Source organism: Lutibacter sp. (assembly GCF_046055765.1).
Lineage (GTDB): Bacteria > Bacteroidota > Bacteroidia > Flavobacteriales > Flavobacteriaceae > Lutibacter.
The window spans coordinates 1-14,306 of the sequence record NZ_JASFZF010000057.1 but is presented as its reverse complement, the minus strand read 5'-3'; the positions used below and the strand labels follow the sequence as shown (position 1 = coordinate 14,306).

Sequence of the window (14,306 nt, the reverse complement as noted above, 5' to 3'; positions counted from 1 at the left end):
TAAACTGGCTAAATGATTATTATATACTTGACAATCAATTAATTTGTAATTTTCTTTTTCTAATTTTTGAGTTAAATAAATAAATGCCAATTTAGAAGCGTTACTTACTTTACTAAACATACTTTCACCGCAAAAAACAGTTCCTAAATCAATTCCGTATAAACCACCAACCAATTCTTTGTCATATTGAGCGGAGTCGAAATGCCGCCAAACTTCAACCGATTTTGCAATTCCCTTTTTGTGCAAATTTAGGTAAGCTTGTTGCATTTCATTAGTAATCCAAGTTTCACCTTGGTCTGAAGCCCTAAAAATATGTTTACAATTAGAAATTACTTCTTCAAAATTTTGGTTAAAAGTAACTGTAAAATCCCCTCTACGAATCACTTGTTTCATACTTTTTGAAATTTTCAAATCTTTTGGAAACAACACCATTCTAGGATTTGGGCTGTACCAAATAATTGGCTCACCTTGATTGTACCAAGGAAAAATACCACTTTTATAAGCTAACAGTAATCTTTCAACAGATAAATCGCCGCCAACAGCCAACAAGCCATCTTTATTTGCTAAATGCACCGGAGGGAAAACTAACTCTTTTGAAAGTAAATACATATTAATTAATTTTTACAAAAAAAGAGGTTGTCTAAAAAGTGTGATTTACGTCAACCTGAAATAAATTCAGGTTCTCATACTGATTGGCAATCAATATAATAGGATTCTGAAATAAATTCAGAATGACGATTTTTATAACTTTTTAAACAGCCTCTTTTAATATTTTACAATCGATTTACTTAAAAAGGTAAATCGTCTGGTTCGCTTTCATTCAAATCAGAAGTAGTCTCTAAATTATCTAAAGGTGCAACTGGAGGAGTTGGAGTTCCAACTGAACCCTCAGCTTGAGCAACTTCAATTCTCCACCCTTGAATAGAGTTAAAATAAACTGCTTTACCTTCAGGATTTATCCATTCTCTACCTCTTAGGTTTATAGATATTTTTACATCTTGCCCAACTTGGTAACTATCTAACAAATCACATTTATCTTGTACAAATTCCACCATTAACATTTGTGGATATTGCTCATTAGTTGTAACAACCATTTCTCTTTTTCTGAAACCGCTTGCTCCAAAAGTTTTGGTTTCGTCAATTTTTTTAATTTTTCCTGTAATTTCCATATTTCAAAATTAGTTCATTAAAAGTACTTTCCAAGCACTTTCTACATCATTTTTTTCTAAAAATGCTTTCGCAAATGTATGTTTTTTTAGGGTATTATCCCCAATGTTTTGTTTATGTTCTTTTGCAAACTTATTAACATCACTTTCTGAAGGAATTGCCTCAATATTTCCTAACATTCCTAAATCATTTCCTGTTAAAATAGGGCTTTTCCTAATTTCAGAAGGAATAGCATCTACACCAACTCCTAGAATTGTTAATGGTTTTGGTATTTCAAAAAAACCATCTTTTGCTCTTGAGTATAAACTTCCACCAGCTCTTGCTACTAAATCTAGTTTTTGCTGGTCAATAGCGCCTTCTTCATCTAAAAATTCTTCTTTAATGTGTAACTTCACCACTTCACAAATTATTAAATTTCCAGCACCACCTTCTTTTCCTAATTCAACAACTTTGGTTACTTTACATTCTAATTGTATGGGAGATTCTGCAACTCTAAAAGGGGTTACTTTTTCTGAAGAAAGCATCGTAAAACCTGCTTTTTTAAATTCGTTAACTCCTTCAGGATATTCAGTACTTGATAATGACATTTGCTGAACAATATCATAATTTACCATATTTATCACCACTTCTTTTGTTGCTTTTACATTTTCTAAAGTATGTTTTGTGGTATTTCCACGCACTCTTCGTGCTGGAGAAAATATTAAAATTGGGGGATTTGCACTAAAAACATTAAAAAAGCTAAAAGGCGATAAATTTGGGTTTCCATCAATATCAACTGTGCTTGCCAAAGCTATTGGGCGAGGCGCCACAGCACTTAATAAATAACTATGTAATTTTACGGTTGAAATATCTTTTGGGTTTATACTAAGCATCAATTTGATTTTCAACAAATATAAATAATATCGAATATAATTTTAAGTTATATCAACATAAATTCTATATTTGAATAATGGCTTCACAAAATAAATTACAAATTATTAGATGGGCTGTAATAATAACTTCTTTTATTATTGTAGCACTTATTTTGTGGAACACCTACGATTTTTTTCAAAAATTTAAAACTGAAGAACGTGCTAAAATGGAAGTTTTGGCAAAAGCTTATGAGCGTTTAAGTAGTGTTGATTTAGATACCGAAATCTCTTTAGAATCTAAAATTATTGGTAATAATCATAATATACCTATGATTATTACTAGTGAAAAAGATAGTATTACAGAATGGTCCAATTTAGATATTGACAAAGCAAAAAATTCGAAATTCTTATTGAAACAACTTTCAATAATGAAAAATCAAAACAACCCAATTACTGTAAGTTATCTATCTAACAATGAAAATATTACATTAAATATTTATTATCGTGATTCTGATTTATTAACCAAATTAAAATATTACCCAGTTGCTCTAATTCTTATTTTAGTATTATTTGCCAGTGTAATTTATTTGTTTTTTAAGTCGAATAAAGTTGCTGAACAAAATAGACTTTGGACGGGAATGGCAAAAGAAACGGCACATCAAATTGGGACGCCATTATCCTCTTTACTAGGTTGGATTGAAATTTTGCGATTAGAAAATACCGATGAAAACACGGTAAAAGAAATTGAAAATGATGTGTTTAGGTTAAATACTATTGCTGAACGTTTTTCAAAAATTGGATCTATTCCTAAATTGAAACCGTTAGACATTATTTATGTAACAAGTAGTTCTTTTGATTATTTAAAATCAAGAAGTTCTAAACAAGTTGAGTTTAATTTCGAAGCTCCTGAAAAAGAAATTTTAGTAAACATAAACCTTCAATTATTTAGTTGGGTAATAGAAAATTTAGTAAAAAATGCTATTGATGCTATGGAAGGAAAAGGAAAAATAGCACTTGCCATTTCGGAAACTGAAAAAAATGTGACTATTACAATTTCTGATACAGGTAAAGGAATCCCAAAAAACTTACAACAAAAAATATTCTCACCTGGTTACACAACTAAAAAACGTGGTTGGGGATTAGGTTTATCATTGGCAAAAAGAATTATTGAAGATTACCATAATGGGAAAATTTCAGTTCAAAAATCTGAGATAAATAAAGGAACAACCTTCTCTATTCGACTAAAAAAATAATACTATAACTTTTCTGAAATAGCTTTAGCTAGTGCTTCAAACTCACTTGGATGTAGCGTTACTTTTTTAATAAATTGAATATCTTCCATTTTTTGTAAAGGAATTAAATGCACATGCACATGCGGCACTTCCAATCCAATAACACTCATGCCAATTCTCTCACAAGGAATTACTTTTTCAATAGCTATTGCAATTCTTCGTGAAAAACTCATTAACTCATTATATGTTTCCTCATCTAAATCAAATAACTTATTTACTTCTTTTTTAGGTACCACCAAGGTATGTCCTTTTGCATTGGGATTAATATCTAAAAATGCATAAAACTGATCATTTTCAGCAACTTTATATGATGGGATTTCACCATTAATAATTTTGGTAAATATTGACATATCTGTATTTTTAATCAAAAATAAGAAACCCTTCTCAATTAAAAAACTGAAAAGGGTTTTTGCTATTATTTCTTTAGTTTTAACTTCTTGAAATCTCTAATATTTCAAAATTCATAACACCACTTGGAACCTGAATTTCAGCAATTTCGCCAACTTCTTTTCCAAGTAATCCTTTTCCTATCGGAGAATTTACAGATAATTTTCCTTCTTTAATATTTGTTTCAGAGTCTGCAACTAGCGTATATGTAAATTCCATATTATTAGTAGCATTCTTAATCTTTACAATAGAGTGTATTAATATTTTTGATGTATCTAACAGTGATTCATCAATAATTCTAGCATTAGAAACTACTTCTTTTAATTTTGCTATTTTTAACTCTAAATATGATTGTTCTTCTTTTGCGGCATGATATTCTGCATTTTCGCTTAAATCACCCTTATCTCTTGCTTCAGCAATATCATTACTAACTCTAGGACGCTCAACATGTTCTAAATGTTCTAATTCTTCCTTGAGTTTTTTCATTCCCTCTACTGAATAGTACGAAATTTTACTCATAACTTATCATTTTAATAAATACAAAAAATCTCAAAACTGATAACAGAATGAGATTTAACACAAATGTACAAAATATTTGTAAATTGCAACCGTTTACCTATAAACTTGATATTATAACTATGCGAAAGCTTCTTTTATTGTTTTCAATTATTATTCTTTTTTCTTGCGAAAAAAATGAAACCAACGATATTTTACCTGATGTTCCTGTAAATATTACAATAAACACAGATTTGCCACAGTTTATAAATTTACAAACACCAACTGGTTATGCTGAAACAAGTGGAGGAATTAAAGGAATTTTAATACTCAATACAGGCCTAACTCCACTTTATAAAGCTTACGATAGAGCATGTCCAAATAATGATTGTTCATCTGCCATGATATTTGACGGCAGTTTAAAAATGAAATGCCCTTGCGATAATAGTGAATACAGTATTATTGATGGCTCTCCACAAACTTCTGGGAATATACATTTTGCAAGAGAGTATAGAGTGAATCAAATAAATCCTTCAACTTTAAATATTACCAATTTTTAACTTCCTAATTAAAAACAGATTCCTATTTTTGTACGAAACAAACAAAAAGTGATCAACTATTTTTCTTCAAAATTTAAACTTGGCGTTTTAGGAGGAGGTCAGTTAGGTAAAATGTTACTTGCTGAAACTCAAAAATTCGATATTTATACATGTATTTTAGATGGCTCTTTGGAAGCTCCTTGTGCACAAATTTGTAATGAATTTCACCAAGGAGATTTACTTGACTTTGAAACAGTTTACAACTTTGGAAAAAAAGTAGATTTGCTAACCATTGAAATTGAACATGTAAATATTAACGCACTTTTAAAACTTGAAAAAGAAGGATTAGCGATTTATCCGCAACCTAGTGTATTACAAACCATTCAACATAAAGGAAAACAAAAAGATTTTTTTATTGAACACAACATTCCAACAGCAGCTTACAAACGGTTTTCAACACTTGAAAAATTACAAAATGAAAATTTTAAATTTCCTTTTGTATGGAAAACTGCTCAATTTGGATATGATGGAACTGGTGTAAAAATTGTTAAAAATCAAAATGAATTAAATGCACTTCCTAATACAGATTGTATTATTGAGAAATTAATTCCTTTTAAAAATGAATTAGCGGTAATTGTAGCCAGGAATAAAAATGGAGAAATTAAAACATACCCTGTCGTTGAAATGGAATTCCATCTAGAAGCAAACCAAGTTGAATATGTAATTTGTCCAGCTAGAATTTCTGATGAAGTTGCTCTAAAAGCAAAAAATATAGCCTTAAAAGTTGCAGAAGCATTTCAACATATTGGTTTATTAGCTGTTGAATTATTTCAAACAGCAACCGATGAAATTTTGGTAAATGAAGTTGCTCCAAGAACTCACAATAGCGGCCATTACAGTATTGAAGCTTCTTACACAAATCAGTTTGAACAACATTTACGTAGTATTTTAAATCTTCCTTTAGGAAATACTAATAGTAAACTTGCAGGAATTATGGTAAATTTGGTTGGTGAAGAAGGTTTTTCAGGAAATGTTGTATATGAAAATATGGAAGAAATTCTAAAAATGGAAGGTGTTACTCCACATATTTATGGAAAAAAAGAAACACGTCCGTTTCGTAAAATGGGTCATGTAACTATTGTAAATAATGACATAACGAAGGCTAGAAAAATTGCTGAAAAAGTAAAAAATACCATTAGAGTAATAAGTAAATAACATTATTATGAGCAAAGTAGGAATTATTATGGGAAGCAATTCAGATCTTCCAATTATGCAACGAGCAGTAGATATTTTAAAAAGTTTTAATATTGAAACTGAAGTTGATATAGTTTCAGCTCACAGAACACCTGAAAAATTATACGATTACGCTAAAAATGCTCACAAAAGGGGAATATTGGTGATAATTGCTGGTGCCGGAGGTGCAGCACATTTACCTGGAATGGTAGCTTCTTTGAGCCCTCTTCCTATAATTGGGGTACCTATAAAATCTAGAAATTCTATTAACGGATGGGATTCTCTCTTATCAATTCTTCAAATGCCTGATGGAATTCCTGTTGCAACTGTTGCCCTTGATGGTGCACAAAACGCAGGTATTTTAGCTGCACAAATTATTGGAAGCTCTAATAAAAATATGCAAGATAAAATTCTTCAATATAAAGAAGAGTTAAAAATAAAAGTGAATAAAGCTGCAAAGGAAATTGGCAAAAACCTATAATAAAATACACGTATTTGGTGAAATTTCTTCACCAATATGGTTTTTATAACTAAAGTTTGGTATTAACGTATTTATACATTTTCTTTTAACAAATCCTTTTACTTTAACAACTAACTTAGGTTTTTTAGAAATTTTAGTTTTGGTATCGTAAAAATAACTTTGTATAGAGGTTGTTTTCATTATTATAAAATTTATTGAGTATATATTAAACGTATAAATTATTGTTTAGTATATTTTTTAACTAAAAAAAAATTAAAATTAATTGGACAAGTTTCTAATTAATAATACTACGTTACTTTTAAAAATTAAACACATTATAATATCTTTACATTTTAACAATTATCTCTAAAAAACATGAAAAATCCGTTATTAAATAATTTCAACACATTATATTCAACTGCTCCTTTTTCAAAAATAAAAAATGAGCATTTTCAACCTGCTTTTGTTGAAGCTATTAAAATCTCAAAAGAAGAAATTAACAAAATTATTGATAATAAAGAAGTTCCTACTTTTGAAAATACCATTGAAGCATTAGATTTTAGCGGACAACTTTTAGATAGAATTTCGAGTGTTTTCTTCAACTTAAATTCTGCTGAAACTAATGATGAAATACAAAAAATAGCGCAAGAAGTTTCTCCAATGTTGACTGAATTTTCTAATGATATTAGACTTAATAAAAAACTTTTTAAAAGAGTACAATTAATATTTGATATAATAGACGAATTAAATTTAACTCCCGAACAAGAAACCTTATTAACAAATAAATACAAAAGTTTTGTTAGAAATGGAGCTAACTTAAATGAAACTGATAAATTAACATTAAGAAAAATTGATACTGAACTCTCAAAACTTAAATTAAATTTTGGCGAAAATGTTTTGGCTGAAACAAATACTTTTGAACTTCATTTAACTGATAAAAAAGCCCTAAAAGGATTACCTGAAAGCACTGTTGAAGCAGCTCAAATGATTGCAAAACAAAAAAACAAAAAGGGCTGGATTTTTACATTAGATTACCCAAGCTACATCCCTTTTATGACTTATGCAGCAAACCGTAAACTTAGAAAAAAAATGGCAGTTGCTTTTGGTAAAAAAGCATTTCAAAATAATGAGAACGACAACCAACAAATTATTTTAGATTTAGTTAAATTAAGATATAAAAGAGCTCAACTTTTAGGTTATAATTCACATTCTCATTTTATTTTAGAAGAACGAATGGCTGAATCACCTGAAAATGTAGCTAACTTTTTAAATGATTTATTGGAAAAAGCCAAACCTGCAGCACAAAAAGAATTTGATAACCTTTCTAATTTTGCAAAAAAAGACGATATAAATCAACTAGAAAAATGGGATAGTGCCTATTATTCTGAAAAGCTAAAAAAGAATCTTTTTGATTTAGAAGAAGAACAACTGAAACCCTATTTTAAATTAGAAAATGTTATTGAAGGTGTTTTTTTAGTTTCAAATAAACTATACGATTTAAATTTTGAAGAAATTCACACAATTGATACCTACCACCAAGATGTTAAAACTTACAAAGTAACTGATACATCAGGTGAATTAATTGCTATTTTATATGCCGATTTCTTTCCAAGAAAAGGAAAAAGAAATGGCGCTTGGATGACTTCCTTTAAAGGTCAATGGAAACGAAATAGCGAGAACTCAAGACCTCATATTTCTATTGTTTGTAATTTCACAAAACCTACTGAAACAAAACCTTCTTTACTAACTTTTAACGAAGTAACAACCTTGTTTCATGAATTTGGACATGCATTGCACGGAATGCTAGCAAATACAATCTACCCTAGTTTATCAGGTACAAATGTTTATTGGGATTTTGTAGAACTTCCAAGTCAACTATTAGAAAATTGGTGTTATGAAAAAGAAGCACTAAATTTATTTGCAAAACACTATGAAACTCAAGAAACAATCCCAATGGATTTTATTAAAAAAATTAAAAAATCATCTAATTTTTTAGAAGGAATGCAAACTTTACGTCAGTTAAGTTTTGGAATTTTAGATATGAATTGGCATAGTGAAAATCCTTCTGAAATTAAAAGTGTAAAAGAGTTTGAAAATTTAGCTTTTAAAAACACACAATTATTTCCAGATGTAAAAGAAAATTGTATGAGTACTTCTTTTTCTCATATCTTTCAAGGTGGTTATTCTTCAGGGTATTATTCTTATAAATGGGCTGAAGTTTTAGATGCAGATGCTTTTGCATTATTTTTAGAAAATGGAATATTTGACAAAGTAACTTCCACAAAATTTAAAAATACCATTTTAACAAAAGGAGGCACAAAAAAACCAATGGAATTATATCAAAATTTTAGAGGCAAAAAGCCAACCAACCATGCGTTATTAAAACGTGCCGGACTGATAAAATAAATGTAACTAAAACAAAATATTATTTGAAAGTTGATATTTTTATGTTATTTATACCGTATAAACGGTATGTTTTATCTAATAAATAGCAATTAAATTACTTACAAAATATATTTTTTATATATAAAACACTTGTTTTACGTGATGTTTGGTGTGTTTTTATAAACAAACGGTAAATTAATTGATTTTTTATTTGTTTTATTGTAAATAATTTGTAATTTAGTACTGTTATTATTTCATAAACCCCAAATTAAATTCTATGAAATTTTATTGACATTTTGCCCCTAAATTAATCAACCCCAAAAATAACTTGATTAATAAAACGCAAAACCACCAAGCTTAGTTTTATGCAAAAGTAAGCTTGATGGTTTTTAAAAAAGAAAAACTTTAAACCCCAAAATTCATTTATATAATTATAATAGTTTTTTTAGTAAGAATGGTAATTCAGAAGTGATTATACCAAAATGTTTTGCTAGTTACAATTTATTGTATAATCACTCTGAATTAATTTAACCCCAGAATCCCCAAATCATGAAATCATTCACTTTAAAACCCCTAGTTCTAATTCTTTTTATGTTTGTTTTCTTTTCTTGTTCAAAAGAAGATGATGGTATTTATTTTAATGAAACTAATGAAGTAGTAAATACTAATGTAAACTATTCTAACATAGAAATTGAAATTTTAGATTTAGTAAATGATTATAGACAAAGTATGGGTCTTAACACGTTAGAAACTTTAAATATCATTTCAGGTGTTGCAGATGGCCATACAAATTATATGGTAGAGACTGGTCAAGTTAGTCATGATAACTTTAGTCAACGTGCAGAAATATTAATTAATAATGCTGGTGCAAAAACAGTAGGTGAAAATGTAGCTTATGGATTTAACACTGCTCAAGGTGTTTTAAATGGCTGGTTAAATAGTGAAGAACATAAAAAAATTATAGAAAATCCAAGTTATACACATTTTGGAATATCAACGGAATCTAACAATGAGGGTAGAAAATATTTTACTCAAATTTTTATAAAAAAATAATAGTTAACTAGTAATTAACATAATAATAAAAAATACTGTATTATGAAAGCAATATCTTTACAAAATACCACTCAAAAGCCTCATTTAAAAGTAATTAAACGAGATGCAAAACAAAAGAAAGCAATTACTAGAATTTATATTAATACATTAATCCCAGAATTTAACTATACAAATAGCTTAGGTGTAAACATTACATCAAGAAATTGTGTAATGTTATAAAATAATTTAAACTGTTGCCCCCACAACGGTAGTATATTTATTACAAATAAAAAGCAGTCGCAAATAATAACTTGAGAAAATTGTCGTCCCCACAACGGTAGTATAATCAAAGTTTACTATTTTACGACTGCTAAATTTTTACTTCATTTTTATAATCACAAATTCTGTTCTTCTATTTAATTGATGTTCAGCTTTAGAACATTTCACTCCATTAGAACATTTATTAACCAATTGAGTTTCTCCAAAACCTTCGTATTTTGTTATTCTATCAACGTCAATTCCATTAGAAATTATATATTGATACGTAGATTTTGCTCTTCTGTTTGATAGTGAAATGTTGTATTGATCGTTAGCTCTACTATCTGTATGTGATTCTAACCTAATAACCATTCCTGGGTATTTGTTCATTAAAGTAACAACCTTATCTAACTCTAACGCTGCATCTGGTCTAATATTGGATTTATCTAAATCAAAATAAATAGTATTTAAATCTGCTAATAAAACTACATCTTCAATTGGTTTTAAACCAACGTTTAAATTAACTACCATTTCTTTTTCTCTATCTAAATTAAAAGAATTAAATTCTTTGGTAATATTCGTGTATTTTTCTTTTGAACCTTCTAAAGTGAAATTAGCATCTCTGTCAACAATATGCTCATAATAACCATCCGCTTCAGTTATAAAATAGGCTATTTCCTCTCCATTAGCATCTTTTAACACTACTTTTGCATTTACTATAGGTTCATTATTAGCATCATCAAAAATTTGACCTTTTAACATTAAAGGAGGTATTCTTGTAAATTTATAAATATCATCATCTCCTACTCCTCCTTCTCTATTAGATGAAATATAACCATCAAAACCTTCTTTTGATAGATAATAAGAAAAATCATCTTTTGAGCTATTTATTGGTTCTCCAAGATTTAAAATATTAACTATGGTACCATTTTCATCTGAAATTGTTGCAAAAACATCTAATAACCCAAAACCTACATGGCCATCTGAAGAGAAAAATAAAGTCCCTTCATTATGAATAAATGGAAACATTTCATTTCCTTCTGTATTTACAATATTTCCCATATTTTTTGGAGTCCCTAAGGTTCCATCTTCATTTACTTCTACAACATAAATATCAGAGCCTCCAATTCCTCCTGGCATATCAGAAGTAAAGTATAATTTTTTTCCATCATCACTTATTGAAGAATGACCAACTGAGTATTCATCATTATTAAAGTGAACTCCTTTTATATTTTTCCACATACCATTAACTAACTCAGCTGTATATATTTTAAGGTTATTCACCCCATTTTTATCTGATCTTTTTTCACCTTCATAGAAGTTATTTCTTGTGAAATACATTGTTGTTCCATCCGAAGAGAAAGAAGCTGGTCCATCATGGTAAATAGAATTTACATCACCATTAATTTTTTCAGATTGTTCAACCGAGCCATCTTTACTAACACTATAAATATCTAAAAAAGGTTGAGCATTCCAAGCATATTTTCTTTTTGTTGAAACTCCTTCATCTTTTGAAGAAACAAACACAACATCATTATTTAATTCAACTGCTCCAAAATCACTAAACGGTGTGTTTAAATTAGTAGTAGCTAAAGAATATTGTTTTTTTAAATTAAACATAGCACTTATAAAATCTTCTTTATCTAAAAATTCTGAAATTCTTGAATCTTTACTTGAAACTTGGTTATACTTATCAACCCATACTTTAGATTCATCATAATTACCAATACCTCTTAATGCTTGGGCGTAGAAATAGTAGTACTCTTCTGGCACATTTTCTTGCTGAACAACATGCTTATAAACTTCAACTGCTTCTTTAGGTTTTCTTAAATACATATAAGAATCTCCTAATTTTCGCATTGCGTAACTTTTATTGAAATTTGTATCAATTAATTTTTCATACTTTTCAATAGCTTTCACAAAAGAAAAACTGTTATAATACCTATCTGCCCTTTTTAATTTACCCGATTGCCCAAATGAAGATGAACATATCAATAAAAAAACAATTGTTACTAATTTTATAGTTTTCATAATTTAAGTTCTATTTGGTTAAAAATATCTAGGTGATTTCATTTTTCCTTTTGTGTATTTAAATTCATACATCAATAAAATTTCATGAGATCCTGTTGTATAAGGTCTAATTTCTCCGGTTGGTACTTCATAAGTATAACCTATCCTAAATTGCTCAGAAACTTGAAAATCAACAAGTGCTCCCACAGCTCTTTGTGCACCATTAATTCTGTATGAACCTCCTAACCAAAACTTTTCATCAAATAATAAGTTTGCGGTTAAATCTGTTGATAAAGCAGCTCCCTTTGTATATTTAAACATAAATGAAGGCTTTAATTTTAAATTTTTATTTAAATCAAATACATATCCACCTATACCATAATAATGAACTACTTCTAGAGCTGCATATTCGCCATTATTTAAATCGTTACTTAAAAGTTTAGGAATTGACAAACCTAAATACCATCTATCACTATGAAATAATATACCTGCTCCAAAATTAGGGTTAATCCTATCTAACCTATCATTAAAATACTGATCGCTTCCGTTCACAGCTGAATTGTACAATTCACTTGCTAATTTGTAGGTAGTTAACCCAGCTTTTAAACCAAAGCTAATCTTAAAATGATCATTTCCTTGAATTGTATATGAAAAATCTCCATAAATATATGTTAAGTTTTCATACCCTGTTTTATCATTTATCATTGATAATCCCAATCCAACTTTTTCATTTCTTAAAGGTGAATGGATCGATAAAGTTTGTGTTTGTGGTCCTCCATCAAATCCAGCCCACTGATTTCTATTCAATCCAACAATACTTAATGCTCCTCTACTTCCTGCATAAGCTGGATTTATAGCAATTGTATTATACATATATTGTGTGAACTGTGGTAATTGCTGTGCATTAGAATATTGAAACCCTAGAATTAGCAGTACTATAATTATAATTAAACGCTTCATAGTTTTATTTTTATTAATTAGTTCCTAAATAAATATACCCTGTTATTGGTCTGTAACCACTACCTATTATATTTACAACATAATAGTAAGTTCCTGTAGGTAATTTATTATTTGTACCCATTGTTAAACCGGAATTATTATGATATCCACCCCAGTTATTTTGATAATTATTTGATTGATATACTATTTTACCCCAACGATTAAAGATGGTAACTTCTGCTGTAAATCCACAAGAACTAATTTCTGAGATTTCAAAGAAATCGTTTACTCCATCATTATTAGCTGTAACTACTTTAGATATCTCTATACTACCTTCTGTTGAACATGGTAATACTATACAATCCTTTTCTAAAGAAAGATATGAAATACAACCACTAACACTAGATGTGAACTCAAATTCATATACTCCGTTTTCCAAATCAATAACATTAAATACGCTTCCAGTAATTAACCTACCTGAAGTATCTAAACTTACCCATTCTCCATCATTATTAGACGCAATGCTTAAATAGTTATTCAAATCAATAGTTTGTACTGGATTCCCATTATCATCAAATAAATCATCACAAATAATAAATGTAGACTCTAATACACCATTGTTAATCGTTAAGTTCAACGTTGCAGTATTGGTACATCCTGAATCATTATCACTCTCATAAGTATAAACACCACTTTCTGTATACGTTGTGCCATTCCAAGTGTAACTATCACAAGCGGTAATATCTTCTGCTGCTGTTTCACTACTATTGTTAATTGTTAAGCTCAACGTTGCTGTATTAGTACATCCAAATTCATTATCACTCTCAAATGTGTAAACTCCACTTTCTGTATAAGTAACATCATTCCAAGTATAACTATCACAAGCAGTAAAGTCTTCTGATGTTGTTGTGTTGTTATTTGTACTTGTCAAGTTAAATGAAGTTGTTTCAGAACATCCATTAGCATCAGTAACCGTTACATTATATGAACCTTCTACTAAACCTATAGCTGTTGATGTTGTTTGACCATCACTCCATAAATACGTTACTGGCTCTTTAGCTCCATCAACAATAACTGTAGCTGTTCCATTTGCACCTTCACAAGTTTCTTCAGTTGATGTAATAGAGATTTCAAAGTTTATACACTTATCTGGATTTACAGTTATTACAACTGTTGCTTGATCACATGCTATCGGGTCTCCATTATCACAAACTTCATATACAAAACTATCTGTTCCTGTAAAACCTTCATTTGGTGT

The 14,306-nt window shown here is 29.0% G+C and carries 16 protein-coding genes; 7 read left to right on the top strand and 9 right to left on the bottom strand.

The window, feature by feature from the left end; translation table 11 throughout:
• From aat to QM495_RS06220, 3 genes are all read right to left on the bottom strand, one after another.
• Positions 1-609 (bottom strand): leucyl/phenylalanyl-tRNA--protein transferase (gene aat, locus QM495_RS06230; protein WP_408671250.1); only part of this gene is annotated, 609 nt, incomplete at its 3' end.
• 179 nt (positions 610-788) lie between these two features.
• The gene (locus tag QM495_RS06225; protein ID WP_408671249.1) at positions 789-1,169 is read right to left on the bottom strand and encodes a DUF3127 domain-containing protein; all 381 of its coding nucleotides are present in this window, start codon (positions 1,167-1,169) and stop codon (positions 789-791) included.
• Between the two features lie 9 nt (positions 1,170-1,178).
• A complete protein-coding gene (locus QM495_RS06220) occupies positions 1,179-2,039 on the bottom strand; it encodes a flavin reductase family protein (protein WP_408671248.1) in 861 nt (286 codons plus the stop codon).
• Positions 2,040-2,116: 77 nt separating this feature from the next.
• Here QM495_RS06220 and QM495_RS06215 point away from each other — a divergent pair, with 77 nt between their 5' ends.
• Positions 2,117-3,271, top strand: a complete 1,155-nt coding sequence (locus QM495_RS06215) for a sensor histidine kinase (RefSeq protein WP_408671247.1) — start codon at positions 2,117-2,119, stop codon at positions 3,269-3,271.
• Between the two features lie 2 nt (positions 3,272-3,273).
• Here the strand turns inward: QM495_RS06215 and QM495_RS06210 are convergent, their stop codons facing one another.
• Both QM495_RS06210 and greA read right to left on the bottom strand, forming a co-directional pair.
• Positions 3,274-3,660, bottom strand: coding sequence for an HIT family protein (locus tag QM495_RS06210; protein WP_408671246.1), 387 nt, complete (start codon positions 3,658-3,660; stop codon positions 3,274-3,276).
• Between the two features lie 79 nt (positions 3,661-3,739).
• On the bottom strand, positions 3,740-4,216 hold the full coding sequence (gene greA / locus QM495_RS06205; RefSeq protein ID WP_408671245.1) for a transcription elongation factor GreA: 477 nt from the start codon (positions 4,214-4,216) through the stop codon (positions 3,740-3,742).
• Positions 4,217-4,263: 47 nt separating this feature from the next.
• Between greA and QM495_RS06200 the strand changes: the two genes are divergently transcribed.
• The 3 genes from QM495_RS06200 to purE are packed head-to-tail and all read left to right on the top strand — an operon-like array spanning position 4,264 to position 6,445.
• Positions 4,264-4,752: a phosphoribosylaminoimidazole carboxylase gene (locus tag QM495_RS06200; RefSeq protein ID WP_408671244.1), complete on the top strand. Its 489-nt coding sequence runs from the start codon at positions 4,264-4,266 to the stop codon at positions 4,750-4,752.
• Positions 4,753-4,800: 48 nt separating this feature from the next.
• The gene (locus QM495_RS06195; protein WP_408671243.1) at positions 4,801-5,946 is read left to right on the top strand and encodes a 5-(carboxyamino)imidazole ribonucleotide synthase; all 1,146 of its coding nucleotides are present in this window, start codon (positions 4,801-4,803) and stop codon (positions 5,944-5,946) included.
• A gap of 7 nt (positions 5,947-5,953) precedes the next feature.
• Complete coding sequence (gene purE, locus QM495_RS06190; protein ID WP_408671242.1) at positions 5,954-6,445, top strand: 5-(carboxyamino)imidazole ribonucleotide mutase; 492 nt, start codon at positions 5,954-5,956, stop codon at positions 6,443-6,445.
• On the opposite strand, the gene QM495_RS06185 is transcribed toward purE, so the two are convergent.
• Positions 6,440-6,625, bottom strand: coding sequence for a hypothetical protein (locus tag QM495_RS06185; protein ID WP_408671241.1), 186 nt, complete (start codon positions 6,623-6,625; stop codon positions 6,440-6,442). The two genes, purE and QM495_RS06185, sit on opposite strands and share 6 nt — an antisense overlap.
• A 174-nt stretch (positions 6,626-6,799) precedes the next feature.
• Here QM495_RS06185 and QM495_RS06180 point away from each other — a divergent pair, with 174 nt between their 5' ends.
• The 3 genes from QM495_RS06180 (at position 6,800) to QM495_RS06170 (ending at position 10,081) form a co-directional block, all read left to right on the top strand.
• Positions 6,800-8,830, top strand: coding sequence for a M3 family metallopeptidase (locus QM495_RS06180; RefSeq protein ID WP_408671240.1), 2,031 nt, complete (start codon positions 6,800-6,802; stop codon positions 8,828-8,830).
• A gap of 528 nt (positions 8,831-9,358) precedes the next feature.
• A complete protein-coding gene (locus tag QM495_RS06175) occupies positions 9,359-9,862 on the top strand; it encodes a CAP domain-containing protein (RefSeq protein WP_408671239.1) in 504 nt (167 codons plus the stop codon).
• Positions 9,863-9,904: 42 nt separating this feature from the next.
• Positions 9,905-10,081, top strand: a complete 177-nt coding sequence (locus QM495_RS06170; protein WP_408671238.1) for a hypothetical protein — start codon at positions 9,905-9,907, stop codon at positions 10,079-10,081.
• Between the two features lie 138 nt (positions 10,082-10,219).
• Here QM495_RS06170 and QM495_RS06165 read toward each other — a convergent pair whose 3' ends face one another.
• The 3 genes from QM495_RS06165 to QM495_RS06155 form a co-directional block, all read right to left on the bottom strand.
• Positions 10,220-12,130: an OmpA family protein gene (locus tag QM495_RS06165; protein WP_408671237.1), complete on the bottom strand. Its 1,911-nt coding sequence runs from the start codon at positions 12,128-12,130 to the stop codon at positions 10,220-10,222.
• A gap of 18 nt (positions 12,131-12,148) precedes the next feature.
• Complete coding sequence (locus QM495_RS06160; RefSeq protein WP_408671236.1) at positions 12,149-13,069, bottom strand: type IX secretion system membrane protein PorP/SprF; 921 nt, start codon at positions 13,067-13,069, stop codon at positions 12,149-12,151.
• 13 nt (positions 13,070-13,082) lie between these two features.
• On the bottom strand, positions 13,083-14,306 hold a 1,224-nt coding region (locus QM495_RS06155), incomplete at its 5' end, for a gliding motility-associated C-terminal domain-containing protein (RefSeq protein WP_408671235.1).